11 protein-coding genes are annotated in these 15,760 nt (G+C 67.9%); 9 read left to right on the top strand and 2 right to left on the bottom strand.

The window, feature by feature from the left end; all coding sequences use genetic code 11:
- Window positions 1-37 precede the first annotated feature (37 nt).
- Complete coding sequence (locus tag AC07OA_RS04005) at window positions 38-4,138, bottom strand: HigA family addiction module antitoxin (RefSeq protein WP_494662464.1); 4,101 nt, start codon at window positions 4,136-4,138, stop codon at window positions 38-40.
- 98 nt (window positions 4,139-4,236) lie between these two features.
- Window positions 4,237-4,995: an SDR family NAD(P)-dependent oxidoreductase gene (locus AC07OA_RS04000; RefSeq protein ID WP_494662463.1), complete on the bottom strand. Its 759-nt coding sequence runs from the start codon at window positions 4,993-4,995 to the stop codon at window positions 4,237-4,239.
- A 134-nt stretch (window positions 4,996-5,129) separates the two neighbouring features.
- Here AC07OA_RS04000 and AC07OA_RS03995 point away from each other — a divergent pair, with 134 nt between their 5' ends.
- From AC07OA_RS03995 to AC07OA_RS03955, 9 genes are all read left to right on the top strand, one after another.
- Window positions 5,130-6,047 (top strand): AraC family transcriptional regulator, encoded by a 918-nt coding sequence (locus AC07OA_RS03995; protein ID WP_494662462.1) that lies wholly within the window; start codon window positions 5,130-5,132, stop codon window positions 6,045-6,047.
- Window positions 6,048-6,065: 18 nt separating this feature from the next.
- On the top strand, window positions 6,066-6,737 hold the full coding sequence (locus AC07OA_RS03990) for a glutathione S-transferase family protein (protein WP_494662461.1): 672 nt from the start codon (window positions 6,066-6,068) through the stop codon (window positions 6,735-6,737).
- A gap of 145 nt (window positions 6,738-6,882) precedes the next feature.
- Entirely contained in the window at window positions 6,883-7,521 is a 639-nt protein-coding gene (locus tag AC07OA_RS03985) for a TetR/AcrR family transcriptional regulator (RefSeq protein ID WP_494662460.1), read from the top strand.
- Complete coding sequence (locus tag AC07OA_RS03980) at window positions 7,518-8,504, top strand: HlyD family secretion protein (protein WP_494662459.1); 987 nt, start codon at window positions 7,518-7,520, stop codon at window positions 8,502-8,504. The genes AC07OA_RS03985 and AC07OA_RS03980 overlap by 4 nt, the downstream gene beginning before the upstream one ends.
- Window positions 8,501-9,421, top strand: a complete 921-nt coding sequence (locus AC07OA_RS03975) for an ABC transporter ATP-binding protein (RefSeq protein ID WP_494662458.1) — start codon at window positions 8,501-8,503, stop codon at window positions 9,419-9,421. Before AC07OA_RS03980 ends, AC07OA_RS03975 begins: the two co-directional genes overlap by 4 nt.
- A complete protein-coding gene (locus tag AC07OA_RS03970; protein ID WP_494662457.1) occupies window positions 9,418-10,593 on the top strand; it encodes an ABC transporter permease in 1,176 nt (391 codons plus the stop codon). Before AC07OA_RS03975 ends, AC07OA_RS03970 begins: the two co-directional genes overlap by 4 nt.
- Window positions 10,594-10,920: 327 nt before the next feature.
- A complete protein-coding gene (locus AC07OA_RS03965; RefSeq protein ID WP_494662456.1) occupies window positions 10,921-12,165 on the top strand; it encodes an OmpA family protein in 1,245 nt (414 codons plus the stop codon).
- A 442-nt stretch (window positions 12,166-12,607) separates the two neighbouring features.
- The gene (locus AC07OA_RS03960) at window positions 12,608-14,482 is read left to right on the top strand and encodes a ribonucleoside-diphosphate reductase subunit alpha (RefSeq protein ID WP_494662918.1); all 1,875 of its coding nucleotides are present in this window, start codon (window positions 12,608-12,610) and stop codon (window positions 14,480-14,482) included.
- Between the two features lie 259 nt (window positions 14,483-14,741).
- Entirely contained in the window at window positions 14,742-15,707 is a 966-nt protein-coding gene (locus AC07OA_RS03955; RefSeq protein WP_494662455.1) for a lipid A-modifier LpxR family protein, read from the top strand.
- Window positions 15,708-15,760: the final 53 nt, after the last annotated feature.

Genomic DNA, 15,760 nt, shown 5'->3' with positions numbered 1-15,760 from the left:
CCGTCCCGCCCCTGACCAACTCGGCGGCCGCTATCGCCTAGTGGAGGCGTCGGCGGATTCCCGCCTCAAGATCTTCGCGCTCAGCATCCTGTTCATAGGACCGCGCCATCGCGAACAAGAGCTTGGCCGCAATGAACGGGTGGCTGACCTGCGCAGCCAGGCCCCAGCGACGATACCTTTCGGCCAGCGTCCGCTCCTGATTGCCGTTCGGGCCGCGCCACGTTGCGCCTCGCGCGTTGAAAACACCCGTGGCCATGCCCCGTGTGATCTCTTCGGAATGGATGTCCTCGACGACGTCGCGCACCGCGCGGCACGGCCAAAGGCCATCAGGATCAGCGGGTGCTCGCGCCAGGAGCTCGCCGATCATGATATCCGCGACGGCGAGGCGAGAGAGGTTGCCGCACACCTTGCGGACCGAGGCGACCCATTGGGCAAGGCGGGCGGCATCGAGCTCGCCTCGCTCATCGTGACCGGGGATGCGCCGCAACGCCTTCAGGAGCTTGTAGCCCTTCGTCGCCATGTCGCTCACTCGGTCCTCCGCAACCCGGTATTCCTCCGGGTCCTGGCCGCGATCCTCGCGCTTGTAGGCCCAGGTGATGGCCTGGATGAACAGCGCTGGGTCTACCTCGATCAGGCGTTCGAGGTTGGGGATGTTGCTATCCTTGTCCTCATCCAGTCCGCGCGCGAGGCCCTCAAGCCAGGCGAACTCCAGGAACGCCTTGTCCTGCAGGCTGATTGCGGTGCTGGTATTCAGTCGTTCGAAAGCCTTGACCAAGTTGTATTCGTCGATGCGGTAGGTCGCGATATCCTCGTCGGTCCGGGCGATTGCCGAGAGCAGGCGGAACAGCAGTTCGGGGTCCAGTTCCTCGATGAAGAGACGGACGCTCGCAAAGGCGGCCAACGGCCGCTTGGCTTCCAGAAGCTGTTCGATGGCGGTAGAGGCTTCCTCGGCGGAGTTGCGGAGAAACTGCGGCGGTACGCCTTTCCAATAGGCGGCCCGCAGGTCGTCGCCGGCCGCCGCGATCCAGGACCAGGTCGGCGGCTCGAAGGGGGCCAGGAAGAGGAAGCCCGCCGCCTCGTCCAGAGACAGCTCGTCGTGGGCGGCCTTGAACAGTGCCTCCCTCGCCGAGACGGGCAGCACGTGCAGTGCCGCGCCGACAACCTGCCGGTCCGAAGCCGGCGCTTCGGCCAGCCCGCCCCTGGCCGCCTTCATGACGAGCGACGCCAGTTCGTCGCCCCCTAAGACATCGAGACTTAGTAGCCCGACGGCCCAGGCCGCCTCGCCCAGGCGGGCCAGCTCCAGGACGCCGTCTGCGCCCTTCGACGCGGCGATCTCCACCAAGGCGGCCAAACGCAACTCCTGGATGCGCTTGTCGCGCGCCTGGAAGTCGAAGGTGTCGGCGTCCTCGATCTCGCCGGCGTCGAACTCGACCCAAGCCGTCTTGAAGAGCCAGGCGTGACGGTTGAGGACATCGCTAGGTTCCAGCGCCTTGCGGGCCGCTCGGGCGGCCATCATCAGCGCTGCGGCGTTTTCGCTCTCCTTGGCGCGTCGAGCGCCGCGGCGGGATAGCGTCGATGTGCGGATCTTCTCCCGCAACACGGCCTTTTCGGCGTCGTCGGCCGTGGCTGCCCACGCCTGCATCAGGGTCCAGACCCGCGTCTGGTAGTCGAGGCCCAGCCTCGGCAGCCGTTCGACGAGATCGCTGAGCGTGGCCAGCGATTGCGTGGGCCACGCCAGGGCGAGTTCCACCATCTCACGCTGAAACGCGTGGACTGGCCCCCAAGTCGAGAAGGGTTCGCCATGGCCGTAGCCGTCCGTCCGCCATCGCGGCTTGTGGCTATAGTGCCCGATACGATGGTCGTCGCCGAACTGATCTGCACAGATCGCCCAGGCGACTCTCGGATACTTGTCGGCCAGCTTCTTGATCAGCGCCACCCGTAGTTCCAGGTCAGCGGCCGTCTGCGGCATCCAGGCCCGGAAGATCGATTGCAGCGAGTTGATCGGTTTATTGGCCCAGTTGTCATTGATCTCTACCTGGGCCAGCTCGGCTAGAACCAGAACAACCCTCGGCAGGGTTTCGGGGCTCCATGCCAAGCCTTCCAGCGCCCACAGAAGGCCGGTCCGGTTCGGGAAATTGCCGAACACCCCCGATTCGACGGGACGTAGTAGCCCCAGGATGACCGGGCTGGGCGACCGCAGGTCGCGCTCGATGATGGTCAGGAACTCTTCCGGCGCGGCCTCTGCATAGGTCGGAAGGTCACGATCCTGCGCTTCCAGGACACGGGCCGTGAGCGGCGAAGGCAGCAGCTCACGCACGATCTTGATTGACTCAAGCTCGGTATCGACGCCGATCCTCGTCTTGAACAGGTCGTTGCCGTGGACCGCGAGCAGCACGAGCGTCTCGCAGACGCCGTTGCGGAACGCCGAGGAGAACTCGCGGGATTTTCCATAGATCGCGGCGGCCCAACGATCCTTCTCCGGCAGGTCCAGAGCCGGATCGTCCTCGCCCAGCACCAACTTGGCCATGGCATAGAACCGCGCCAGATCATCGGCGGTGACCACATCGGCGATCGCAAAGAGCAGGTCGATCTTGGAAATGCAGCCTCGGAACGTCCCGATCGACCAGACTGGGGTGTCGTCGATTTGAGCCAGGCGTTGGCAGTCGCGCTCGATCTCGGCGTACGATCGATCCGCCAGCAATTCCAAGCCGCTCTTGTCGGAGTCGTTCTGGGTGTTCCAGGCACCGACGCACAGAAGCGGGATCAGCTCGGTCGCCATCGCCTTGTCCGCCGCCCAATCGGGCGTCCGAATGGCGCTGACCGTGGCGAGGCGGCGACGCAGAACGGTCAATGAGCGGCCAGTGTCCTTGTCGAGGCGGTCGATGCTCTCCCGGTCCTTGCCCATATCCTCCAGCGCCGCCTTGAAGGGCTCATGGCCGGCCGGTTCGAGCACGATGTGGGGCTCGGGATTGGCCGCATTGCGAGGGTAGATTGCGATGCTCGCGGCGGAGGATGTCAGAACGGCCATTTCGCGCTCGACCACCCTATTGGTAGCGACCGGAATGAAGGCCGGGGAGCCCTGCGCCAAGCTCGGAAGTACGCCGGGCTTGTCGAAGACCAGGACACGGTCGCGCCGCGCTCCCAATTCTTGATCGGCCTCGGGATCGAAGGCCTGGGCGAGAAACGCCAGCGCCTCCCCCACCGAGTCGGCCGCGATGATCGTGGGGCCGCCCACGGGATTGAGGATGCGATCCCGCAGAACGCGGCGATTACTCTCCAGCGCCGAACTGAAAAGCTTGCCCGACAGCGGCGGGCTGGCGACATCGGCCCAGTCTTTCCAACACTTGTCCAGAGTGCGGACCTCGCGCGAAGGCCGCTCGGTTTCGTTGGCGAACCAAGCTTGGCCTGCGATGGATTGCTCGACCCATTGCTCCAAGTCACTGGAGTCGTAGGCCAGGACCGCCTTCCACCGCCCTTCGGCGCGACGCGCGTCGGCCCAGGCCGTTTTGCCCGGCCAGCGCCGGGGGGTCACGAACACGAAGGAGGTTTCCCGACGCACATCAGCGGCGATGGCTTTGACGCTCTTGTCGTAGTCGCCGTCGGCCTTGGTCTTGATGTCCTTGTTGACCCCGAACTCCCACCCCGAAAGGCCAAGCGGAATCCAGGGCGTCGTCTCAGTCGCCTCGATGAAGCCGTCCCAGCCTGGGCGCTCAGCGTCGTCGTTTCCTGGAAAATCGACCCGAGCTAGTTCCGCCCCGGCCGAATGGATCAAGGTGCGGAGGAAGACCGCCAGCCGCGTCCGGGAGGCGATGTTGCTCGTCGCCCAGGCTTCAATATCGTTGGCCTTGATGCCCAGGTACGGAGGCACGTAAGCGCGGGCCGAAACAGGCGCGCTTTGCGCTCGCGCTTGCGCCCCATCATATCGCGCCTGCATGTCCATCAGCTCGGCGCGTGGCACCGCGAACGCCTTTTCCAGCCGGATCGCCATGTCTGGCGAAAGAGCCGCATTGCCGTTGAGGAGGTTGGACAGTGTCGGCCGGCTCACACCTATCACTTCGGCCGCCTTCGTTACCGACATGCCCTTCGGAATGACCTCGGCCTTGATGCGTTTGCCGGGGTGCGCAATCTCATTGCTCATGGCTAGCTCCTCCTGCTTGGAGGAGCTGTAGCCCGTAGCGCTACGCACTACAAGTTTGGTGTGGAGCAATAAGGGAGCGCCCCATAGGGGCCGCTGGCCTAAATATGGATACCCCCCGCCACCTCGATGCGCTGGGCGTTGATCCAGCCGAAGTCGTCCGACAGCAGGCCGGCGATCACCGGGCCGACGTCCTCGGGCGTGCCGACGCGGCCGAGGGCCGTGTGGCTGGCCACGGCGCGGTTGATCTCGGGATTGTCGCGCACCATGCCGCCGGAGAAGTCGGTGGCGATGGCCCCGGGCGCCACGACATTGACGGCGATCCGGCGGCCGGCCAGCTCCACGGCCATGTAGCGGGTCAGGGCCTCGACGGCCGCCTTGACCGAGCCGTAGCCGATGCGATTGGGCATGGCGAAGCGCGCCAGGCCGGACGAGATGTTCACGATCCGCCCGCCGTCGGCGATCAGGGGCAGCAGGGCCTGGGTCAGGAACAGCGGGCCCTTCAGGTGCACGGCGTAGAGGTCGTCCATCTCGGCCGGGGTGATGCTCTCCAGGCTGGCGTTGGACGAGGTTCCGGCGTTGTTGACCAGATAGTCGAAGCGCTCGGCGCCCAGGGTGGCCAGGGCCTGGCGCACCTGATCGGCGAAGGCGGCGAACGAGGCCGCGTCGCCGATGTCCAGCGGCAGGGCCACGGCGGCCGCGCCGGCCTGTTTCGCCAGGGCGACGACCTTGTCGGCTTCCGTCCGATTGGACTTGTAGGTGAGGATGACGCGCACCCCGCGCGCGGCCAGGCGGAGGGTGGCGTCGCGGCCGATGCCCCGGCTGCCGCCGGTGACGATGGCGATCTTGGCCTTTGACATGATTGAACTTCCTGTTGGTGGAACGCCCGATCATCATCGCGCCGGGGACGCCGGGGCGACATGCCGAGACGATCCGATTTCTTGCCTATTTCTGCTGGGGCGCTAGGGTGGGGCCACAACGGATCGGATGTTCCATGACAAACCCCCTGGCCGAAGCCCTGCTGCGCTACACCGAGCGCCAGACCGGGCAGAGCCCCTTCCTCACCGCGATCCCGGGCCTGGCGGTCATGCGCTCGGACCATCCCAAGCCGCCCAGCCACATCCTGTCGGGTCCAGCGGTGTGCCTGGTGGCCCAGGGCGCCAAGTGGGGTAATTTCGGCGGGGACCAGCTGGTCTATCGCGCCGGCCAGGCCCTGGTGGTGGGGGTCGAGACCCCGTCGGTGGGCCGGGTGTTCGAGGCCCATCCCGGCGCGCCGTGCCTGGTGCTGATGTTCGAACTGGACCTGGCGGTGCTGCGCGAGGTGGCTGAAAACCTGGAGACGCCGCCGCAGGCGGCCGCTGCCTCGGGGCGCGGGGTGTTCGTCACAGAGTTCGAGGGGGCGCTGGCTGACTGCGCCCTGCGGCTGGTGCGCCTGCTCGACACGCCCCAGGCGATCCCGGCCCTGCATCCGGGACTGGTCCGCGAGATCTGCTACTGGCTGCTGACCGGACCCCAGGGGGCGGAGGTGGCGGCCCTGGCGCTGCGGGCCGGGCCGTCGCGGCACGTGGGCGAGGCCCTGCGCAGCCTGCGCGGCCGCTTCCGCGAGACGATCCGCGTCGAGGACCTGGCGGCCGTCGCCCATATGAGCGTTTCGGCCTTCCATCGGCAGTTCAAGCTGCTGACCAGCTACACGCCGCTGCAGTACCAGAAGCATCTGCGGCTGCTGGAGGCGCGCCGGCTGATGGTCTCGCAGGGCTTCAACGTCGAGGCCGCCGCCTTCGAGGTGGGTTACGAAAGCCCCTCGCAGTTCAGCCGGGAGTATGCGCGGATGTTCGGCGCCCCGCCCAAGCGCGACGTGGTGCGGCTGCGCGGCGGATTGGGGCTGGAAGACGAGATCGGCCAGGCCGCTTAAGATCGGGAGAGGCTTTCGATGAGCCAACTGACCATCTGGACCTACGACTGGGTGCCCGAGGGGCCGCGCGGCTTCGTGCGCGACCTGCGGCTGCGATGGGCGTGCGAGGAGGCGGGGCTGGACTATGTGGTCCGCACCGTGCCCTTCGACGACCGGGCGACCAACCACCTGGACCGCCAGCCGTTCGGCCAGGTGCCCTATCTGGACGACGGCGAGGTGAAGCTCTTCGAGAGCGGGGCGTGCCTGCTGCACCTGGCCGGCAAGAGCGAGATCCTGATGCCGACCGACCCGGTCGGCGCGGCCCAGGCGCTGGAATGGACCATTTCCGCGCTCAACTCGCTGGAGATGGTCAGCGTGCCGTGGTGGTTCCTGCGGATGTGCGGCGACAAGGACAACAAGCTGACCGGCTGGGTGACGCAGCGCCTGGACCACCTGGAGCGGATCCTCGGCGAGCGCCAGTGGCTGGCCGCCGAACGCTTCACCGTCGCCGACCTCCTGATGGCCGACATCCTGCGGGTGCCGGACGTCCGCGCCTTCGGGGATCGTCCGGCGACGGAGGCCTATGTGGCGCGGATCACGGACCGTCCGGCGTTCAAGAAGGTCCGGGCGGAGCAGGTGGCGCAGTTCGAGGCGGCGGATCGGGAGCGAGTAAATGCTCCCCCTCAGGGGGAGCTGTCGCGCAGCGACTGAGGGGGTCTTGCGGCAGAGGCCGTAACCCCCTCCGGCCCGCTGGGCCACCTCCCCCTGAGGGGGAGGATCTGGGTTCGATCGCCCCACCTTGCACATCCCGCACCTTCGTATATAACTGACTAGTCAGTTATATACGAGCGACCCCATGCAGCCCGGCCAACCCAAGTGGCGACGACGCAGCGAGGCGCGGCCCGGCGAGATCGTCGCCGCGGCGCTGGACGTGTTCGCCGAGAAGGGCTTCGCGGCCGCGCGGCTGGACGACATCGCCGCCCGGGCGGGCGTGTCGAAGGGGGCGCTCTATCTCTATTTCGAGACCAAGCAGGACCTGTTCCGGGCGGTGGTGCGCGACGCCATCGCGCCCAACCTGGCGGTGGTGGCCGGCTTCGTCGCCCAGAGCCCGCTGCCGTTCGCCGACCTGATCCGCATGGTCTTCGCCCGCATGGGCGAGGTGCTGGCCGAAGGGCGGCTGGGGGCGGTGGCCAAGATGGTGATCGGCGAGTCGCGCAACTTCCCGGAGCTGGCCACGGTCTGGCACGAGGAGGTGGTCTCGGTGATGCTGGGCGCGGTCAGCGGCGCGGTGGAGCGGGCCCAGGCGCGCGGCGAGGTGCGGCCCGGCGATCCCCAGTTCTATGTGTTCAGCCTGGTCGGGCCGCTGCTGCTGGGCGCGCTGTGGCGCGAGGTGTTCGTGCCCATCGGAGCCAAGCCGATCGACCTGAAGGCCTTGCTGGCCCAGCACGCCGAGGTGGCGTTGCGCGGCATGCTGACCACGGAGGAACGGGCATGAAACCGCGGGTGCGCATCGTCGTCGCCGTCGTGGCGGTGGGCGTCGTCGGGTTCCTGGCCTGGCGGATCTGGGGGCCGGACGCGGCCCACCCCCGGCGGCTGTCGGGCTATGTGGAGGGCGAGACCCTATACGTGGCCGCCTCGGCGGCCGGGCCGGTCAGCGCCGTGTCGGTGCAGCGCGGGCAGCGGGTGAACGCCGGCCAGCCGCTGTTCGCCCTGGACGCGGCCCAACTGGCCGCCGCCCGCGACCAGGCCGCCGCGCAGGCCGCCGCCGCCGCGTCTCAAGCAGAAGACGCCGCCAAGGGCCAGCGGCCCGACGAGCTGGCGGTCTACGACGCCCAGCGCGCCGCCGCCGCCGCCCAACTGGCCCAGGCCCAGGCCGACTACGACCGCATCGCGCCCCTGGCGGCCAAGGGCATCTACGCTCCCGCGCGCCTGGACCAGGCCCGCGCGGCCCTGCGGACCGCCCAGGCCAATGTCCGAACGGTCGAGAAGCAGCGCCAGGTCGGGACCCTGGGCGCGCGGCCCGACGCCGTCCAGGCGGCCCAAAGTCAGGCCCAGGCCGCCCGCGACCAGCTGGCGGTCGCCCAGGATCGCCTCGACCAGATCAGCCCCAGGGCGCCGATGGCCGCCCGGGTGCAGGACGTCTTCTACCAGCCCGGCGAGTGGGTGGCGGCCAACCAGCCGGTGGTGGCCCTGCTGGCCGACGACCGGGTGCGGCTGCGCTTCTTCGTGCCCCAGGCCGAGGTCTCGCTCTATCGGCCGGGGACGCGGATCGCCTTCTCGTGCGACGGCTGCAAGGCGGGCCTGGGCGCCCGGATCAATTTCGTCAGTCCACGCGCGGAGTTCACCCCGCCGGTGATCTACAGCCGCGACGCCCGCGACCGACTGGTGTTCCTGGTCGAGGCCCTGCCGGACGATCCGGCCGGCCTGCAGCCGGGCCTGCCCGTCGACGTGGTTCCGCTGAAGGGGGCGGGGAAGTGAGCGACTTGGCTGTCGACGTGCGGGGCCTGGACAAGTCCTACGGCGACAAGCACGTGGTCCAGGACCTGTCGATCCAGGTGCAGACCGGCAAGATCACCGGCTTTCTGGGCCCCAACGGCTCGGGCAAGACCACCACGCTTCGCATGCTGTGCGGCCTGCTGACCCCCGACGCGGGCGAGGGGACGGTGCTGGGCCTGGACTTCCGCCGTCACGCCGGGGAGATCAAGCGCCAGACCGGCTACATGACCCAGAAGTTCTCGCTCTACGAGGACCTGTCGATCCGCGAGAACCTGGACTTCACCGCCCGCATCTACGGCCTGGACCGCCGGCGCGAGCGGGTGGGCGAGGCCCTGGAGCGCCTGGGCCTGACGGGCCGCCAGAAGCAGCTGGCCGGCAGCCTTTCCGGCGGCTGGAAGCAGCGCCTGGCCCTGGCCGCCTGCATCCTGCACGAGCCGCGCCTGCTGTTGCTGGACGAGCCCACGGCCGGGGTCGATCCCCAGGCGCGGCGCGAGTTCTGGGACGAGATCCACGCCCTGTCGGCCGAGGGCCTGACCGTCATGGTCTCGACCCACTACATGGACGAGGCCGAGCGCTGCCACGACATCGCCTATATCGCCTACGGCAAGCTGATGGCGCGCGGCACGCTGTCCGAGGTCATCGGCCAGTCGGGCCTGGTGACCTTCCGCGCCGAGGGCGCCGGGGCCGACCGGCTGGCCCGGGAGCTTTCCAAGGCGCCGGGCGTGGCCATGGCCGCGCCGTTCGGGGCGGCTCTTCACGTCAGCGGCGAGGACCGCGCGGCCCTGGAGGCGGCCATCGCCCCCTGGCGCCGCCCGCCGTTCGTCTGGACCGAGGTCTCGCCCACCCTGGAGGACGTGTTCATCCGGCTGATGGCGACGTCGCGGGACAATTTCCAATGAGCGCCCAGGGAGAGCGGGGAGGGCGATCCTCTGATCGCGGACTGTCGCTGGACCGCATCCTGGCGGTGCTGACCAAGGAGTTCATCCAGCTCACCCGCGACCGGCTGACCTACGCCATGATCCTGGTCATGCCGATCGTGCAGCTTTTGCTGTTCGGCTACGCCATCAACGGCGATCCGCGCGACCTGCCCACGGCCGTGCTGGTGCAGGACCACGGGCCGATGGCCCGCTCCACCCTCGCGGCCCTGGACAACAGCGGCTACTTCCGGATCGTGACCGAGGCCGCCTCGCCCGAGGAGCTGGACAAGGCCATCGCGCGCGGCCAGGTGCTGTTCGCCCTGACCATCCCGGCGGACTTCACGCGACGGGTGATCCGGGGCGACGACGCCCAGATCCTGGTCGAGGCCGACGCTTCCGACCCGGCGGCGACCGGCGGGGCCATCGCGGCCCTGGCCAATCTTCCGCGTACGGCGCTGTCGCGTGACCTGGTGGGGGCGGCGAGCCAGGTCGACAAGGATCCGTTCGCGGTGGTGATCCATCGCCGCTACAATCCCGAGGCCATCACCGCCTACAACATCGTGCCGGGCCTCCTGGGCGTGATCCTGTCGATGACCCTGGTGATGATGACCTCGCTGGGCGTCACCCGCGAATACGAGCGCGGCACGATGGAGAGCCTGCTGGCCACGCCCGCCAAGCCCATCGAGGTGATGATCGGCAAGCTGGCGCCCTATGTGGCGGTGGGGCTGATCCAGGCGGTGGTGATTCTGGTCCTGGCCCGGGCGCTGTTCGACGTGCCGATGGGCGGGAACGGGGGGGAAACCTGGAGCGCCCTGGTGCTGGGCGTTCTGCTGTTCATCGTCGGCTCGCTGTCGCTGGGCTTTCTGATCTCGACGGCGGCGCGCACCCAGCTGCAGGCGATGCAGATGTCGTTCTTCTACATCATGCCCTCGATCCTGCTGTCGGGCTTCATGTTCCCGTTCCAGGGCATGCCCGGCTGGGCCCAGGCCCTGGGCAGCGTGATTCCCGTCACCCACTTCCTGCGCGTCGTGCGCGGCTCTTTACTTAAAGGCCTGGGAGTTTCCGACCTGTGGGCAAGTCTTCTGGCCCTGGTGGTCTTTGTCGTGGCGATCGCCGCCGCCGCTATGTCGCGTTACCGACGGACCCTGGACTGAGGTAGCCGGCGCCCGCCGCCCTTCCCGGGGATGTTCCTGCCCGGATGCGACCTTTTTCCGCATTTACGAACCGCAAAACGACGCCAAGGCCTTGCGCCGCGAGGGTTCACGTGCGAACCGGTACTACGCTGGCGCTTTTTCCGGGACAGTCAGCCGATACGCTCGGAAGTTGACTTTGTGGGGCGGTCATGTGTTCGCGGCGTCTTCGTATGGGGAATGCCGAAACCTGACGGGTGTTGCTCTGCTGACACTTTCGCGGATCGCGCGCCTTGGTATAACAATGCTCGGTCGGTCTCGGCCGGTGCAGGGCAATAGAGGGCTCTTGATATGAAACTCAAACTCCTGGCGGGAGTGGCTCTGGCTGCGGTCTTCGCCGCTGGCGCCGCTTCGGCCCAAGAGACCGGCTGGTATGGCGCGGTCGACCTCGGCTATCACTGGCCGAACGGCATCAACACCGAATCCGACCAGAACGCCCCTGACGGCGCTCACTATCACTGGACCTGGTCTTCGGAAGACGACTGGGCCGGCTTCGTTCGTCTCGGCTATCAGCTGACCCCGAACTGGCGCGCCGAAGTCGAGGGCGGCTATCGCCCCGGCGACCTCACCAGCGTCCGCGGCAACCCGGTCCGCACCCGTCAGCCGAGCGGTCTCTGCACCCCCGGCGTGACGCGCACCGCCCTGGCCCCGACCTGCGGCAGCCCCTCGGGCTCGATCGACTCGTGGTCGCTGATGGCGAACGTCCTGTACGACTTCGCCCCCGACTCGTGGATCAACCCGTTCGTCGGCGCCGGCGTCGGCATCAACCGCCTGGACGTCAGCGCCCTGGGTCAGTTCGGCACCGTGCCGCTCAACAGCCCCGTTGGTCTGACCCCGGCTCAGTTCGCGGCTCTGCAAGCCTCGAACCCGTCGATCCAGAACCTGACGGTCGATGACGACGACATCGCCATCGCCTGGCAAGCCATCGCCGGCGCCTCGATCAAGGCGACCGACAAGCTGAAGATCGACGTGACCTACCGCTGGTTCGCCACGCAGGATCACGCCTGGCAGGCCCAAGGTTCGCACGCCGTGCAGACCGGCGCCTTCGAAGGCCAGTACAAGGACCAGTCCGTGACCGTCGGTCTGCGGTACTCGTTCGCGTCGCCGCCTCCGCCGCCGCCCCCGCCGCCGCCGCCGCCTCCTCCGCCCCCGCCGCCGCCGCCTCCTCCGCCCCCGCCGCCTCCGCCGCCGGTGGCCTACGAGGCCAAGGAATTCATCGTCTACTTCCCGTTCGATCAGTACGTGCTGACGCCGGAAGCCCAGTCGGTGGTTTCGGAAGCCGCGAGCTACGCGACCTCGGGTAACGCCACCAAGCTGGTGGTCGTCGGTCACACCGACACCTCGGGTTCGCCGAAGTACAACGCCAAGCTCTCGGAGCGTCGTGCGAAGGCCGTGGCTGACGCCCTGGTCGGCGCCGGCGTCAACGCCAGCGCCCTGGCCGTTGATTGGAAGGGTGAAAGCGCCCCGGCCGTCGCCACCGGCGACGGTGTGAAGGAGCCGCTGAACCGCCGCTCGACGATCTCGATCAACTTCTAAAGATCGCGATCACGACCAAAGACGAGGGCTCGGCCGAAAGGCCGGGCCCTTTTCTTTTGCGCGTTTGGCTGGGCGAGGCGGGACGCCCCTCCGCCTCCGTCCGTCCACCGCTCCGCCCCCAGCTTTTTTGTCGCGCGGGCCTTTCCAAGAATCTGGAATCGAGACGCTTCGGCCATCCGGCGGCGGAGGGTTTCGTCGAACGCCGTGAGGCGAAAGGTCGCGGCAAAAATCTTGTCGATGCAACCCCTTGATAGACACCAGGAACCTGGGGGCGTTAGGGAGTTGTTAACGAAAAACTCGCCTGGGGAGCGTTACTTACCGTTGACGAAACCAAGGCGCCTGTGGCCCCATATATGGGTTCAGGGGGCCTAGTGCCCACAATATGTAGCGAGTTTCCGGGGGCAGGGGCTGTTCCTTGGAAAACGCGTATCATTCAGCGGGTTTGCTCATGTCGGCCAGTGAAGCGACTAAGATTTCGTCCGCGGCGCGCGCCACTTCGGAAATGCGCGAGCGTCCCAAGCTGGCCCTGGTGCGCAAGGTCGAGGTCGACCGTTCGCGCGACGCCCTGCTGACCGATTTCGGCAAGACCACGCTGGAAGACCGCTATCTGCTGCCGGGCGAGTCCTACCAGGACATGTTCGCCCGCGTGTCGACGGCCTTCGCCGACGACGCCGATCACGCCCAGCGCGTCTACGACTACATGAGCAAGCTGTGGTTCATGCCGTCGACCCCGGTGCTGAGCAACGGCGGCGCCGAGCGCGGCCTGCCGATCAGCTGCTTCCTGAACGCGGTCAACGACAGCCTGGACGGCATCCTGGGCGTCTGGAACGAGAACGTCTGGCTGGCGGCCAACGGCGGCGGCATCGGCACCTACTGGGGCGGCGTGCGGTCGATCGGCGAGAAGGTCAAGGGCCAGGGCCAGACCAGCGGCATCATCCCCTTCATCCGCGTGATGGACAGCCTGACCCTGGCGATCAGCCAAGGCAGCCTGCGTCGCGGCTCGGCGGCCGTCTATCTGGACATCCACCACCCGGAAATCGAAGAGTTCCTGGAAATCCGCAAGGCCTCGGGCGACTTCAACCGCAAGTCCCTGAACCTGCACCACGGCATCTCGATCACCGACGAGTTCATGTTCGCGGTCCGCGACGGCCTGAAGTTCGGCCTGCGCTCGCCCAAGACCGGCGAAGTGCTGCGCGAGGTCGACGCCCGCGGCCTGTGGCAGAAGGTGCTGGAGCTGCGCCTGCAGACCGGCGAGCCCTATCTGATCTTCTCCGACACCGTGAACCGCGCCATGCCCCAGCACCAGCAGGAGCTGGGCCTGAAGGTTCGCCAGTCCAACCTCTGCAGCGAGATCATGCTGCACACGGGCCTCGACCACCTGGGCAACGACCGCACGGCCGTCTGCTGCCTGTCCTCGGTCAACGCCGAGACGTTCCTGGAGTGGCGCGACCATCCGATGTTCATCGAGGACATCATGCGCTTCCTCGACAACGTCCTGCAGGACTTCATCGACCGCGCGCCCGACGCCGCCGCGACCGCCGCCTACGCCGCCATGCGCGAGCGTTCGGTGGGCCTGGGCCTGATGGGCTTCCACAGCTTCCTGCAAAGCCAGAACGTGCCGTTCGAAAGCGCCCTGGCCAAGAGCTGGAACATGCGGATGTTCAAGCACCTGCGCCGCGAGGCCGACAAGGCCTCGATCGCCATCGGCCAGGAAAAGGGCCCGTGCCCGGACGCCGCCGAGCGCGGCTCGATGGAGCGCTTCTCGCACAAGCTGGCCATCGCCCCGACCGCCTCGATCTCGATCATCTGCGGCGGCACCAGCGCCGGCATCGAGCCGATCCCGGCCAACATCTACACCCACAAGACCCTGTCGGGCTCGTTCGCGGTGAAGAACCCCTATCTGGAGAAGCTGCTCGAGGAGAAGGGCCAGAACACCGACGCGGTGTGGGGTTCGATCCTGGAGAACGAGGGCTCGGTCCAGCACCTGGAGTTCCTGAGCCAGGACGACAAGGACGTCTACAAGACCGCCTTCGAACTGGACCAGCGCTGGGTGGTCGAACTGGCCGCCGACCGCACGCCGGACGTCTGCCAGAGCCAGTCGGTCAACATCTTCCTGCCCGGCGACGTCGACAAGTGGGACCTGCACATGCTGCACTGGCAGGCCTGGGAGCGCGGCGTGAAGAGCCTCTACTACCTGCGCTCCAAGTCGGTGCAGCGCGCCGCCTACGCCGGCTCGGACGCCGTGACGGGCGGCTCGACCGGCGGCTTCGACGCCCCGGCCAAGACCGACTACGAGGAATGCCTGGCCTGCCAATAGGCGCGGCTTCGGCGGCTGAAAAAATCAGGGCGGCGCGAGTGATCGCGCCGCCCTTTTTCGACTCGGAACCCAGGGTGGCGCCAGCGATCCCGGCGCCCCTTTTGCATCGGAACCCAAAGGCGGCGCGGGCGACCGCGGCGCCTTCCTTGCATCGGAACAAAGTCCCGGAAGATTTGTTCTTGATGTGGGGATTTGTCCCATGGACGCCGTCGCGATTGCGCGTAGGCTCCTTATGGGGAAAGGGACTGAGGGGTCCGATATGCGCGCCGTCGTGGCCGTTGTCGTGGTTGCAGGTCTGAGCGCTCTGGCGTCCGCCACGGCGCAAGCCCGGCCGAGTCCCCAGAAGGCGCCCGCCAAGTCGGCCTCCATGGCCAAGTCGCCCAGCTTCATCGTCGATCCGCGCGCCGCCCGCGTCGTGGATCTCAGCGTCCGCAACGTGCGCCCCGCCGCCGTGGCCTTCTCCGAAACGCCGCGCGCCGCGACCGAGCGCGCCAGCGACCCCAGCTTCTCGCTGTCCCCGGCCGGCGCCTATGGCGACGCCAAGCTCCTGGACGCCAACCGCTATTACGAGGGCACGGGTCCGGTCACCTGGCGCTCGAACGCCTTCGTGGCCTACGAGGGCAAGCACGCCGTCGATTCCGTGCGGGTCTCGGTGGCCAGCGTTTCGGCCACCAGCCAGACCCGTCCCCTGGCCCTGGTGCGGCCCGAGGACGCCGACAGCTTCGAGGACCGCGACGTCGACGTCACCGTCACCCGCGGCTGGCCGGCGGCGGTGTCGCTGGGTTCGGGCAAGTACGCCCTGGACGTCACCCCCCACGCCGGCCTGGGCTTCGGCGGGGCCGGCGGTTCGGCCGAGGCCGGCGCCACGGTGCGCTTCGGCAAGAAGATGGGCGACCGGGTCGCCAATTCCCTGGGCGTCGAGGACGGCAAGCAGTTCGGCGACCGGGGACGCTGGTACGTGTTCGCCGCCGCCAGCGGCCAGGCCGTGGGCATGAACATGCTGCGCAGCGGCGACGGCGACTGGAGCCGGGCCGGCTTCACCACCGACACCTCCAGCAAGCTGGTCGGCGACGGCCAGGCCGGGGTGGCCTGGCGCAAGGGCGCGATGCAGGCCTCGTTCGGCTATGTGCACCGCAAGATCAGGGCCAAGGACCAGATCATGGGCATGGCCACCCAGAAGGACGAGATGGTCGCCTTCTCGTTCAGCCTCAAGCCGCACTGGTAGGCCGCGCGGCCCGGCGAAATACCTTCCGTGCTTGAGTTTCGGGCCCAGATCAT

It is taken from the genome of Caulobacter sp. GW821-FHT09B08 (genome assembly GCF_059418225.1).
This window is presented reverse-complemented; position numbering and strand designations above follow the sequence as displayed.

Excerpts from the sequence above, each read along its gene's own strand:
- AC07OA_RS03990 (WP_494662461.1), top strand. The coding sequence starts at position 6,066 with ATGAGCCAACTGACCATCTGGACCTACGACTGGGTGCCCGAGGGGCCG.
- AC07OA_RS03970 (WP_494662457.1), top strand. The coding sequence starts at position 9,418 with ATGAGCGCCCAGGGAGAGCGGGGAGGGCGATCCTCTGATCGCGGACTG.
- AC07OA_RS03965 (WP_494662456.1), top strand. The coding sequence starts at position 10,921 with ATGAAACTCAAACTCCTGGCGGGAGTGGCTCTGGCTGCGGTCTTCGCC.
- AC07OA_RS03980 (WP_494662459.1), top strand. The coding sequence starts at position 7,518 with ATGAAACCGCGGGTGCGCATCGTCGTCGCCGTCGTGGCGGTGGGCGTC.
- AC07OA_RS03985 (WP_494662460.1), top strand. The coding sequence starts at position 6,883 with ATGCAGCCCGGCCAACCCAAGTGGCGACGACGCAGCGAGGCGCGGCCC.
- AC07OA_RS04000 (WP_494662463.1), bottom strand. The coding sequence starts at position 4,995 with ATGTCAAAGGCCAAGATCGCCATCGTCACCGGCGGCAGCCGGGGCATC.
- AC07OA_RS03995 (WP_494662462.1), top strand. The coding sequence starts at position 5,130 with ATGACAAACCCCCTGGCCGAAGCCCTGCTGCGCTACACCGAGCGCCAG.
- AC07OA_RS03955 (WP_494662455.1), top strand. The coding sequence starts at position 14,742 with ATGCGCGCCGTCGTGGCCGTTGTCGTGGTTGCAGGTCTGAGCGCTCTG.
- AC07OA_RS04005 (WP_494662464.1), bottom strand. The coding sequence starts at position 4,138 with ATGAGCAATGAGATTGCGCACCCCGGCAAACGCATCAAGGCCGAGGTC.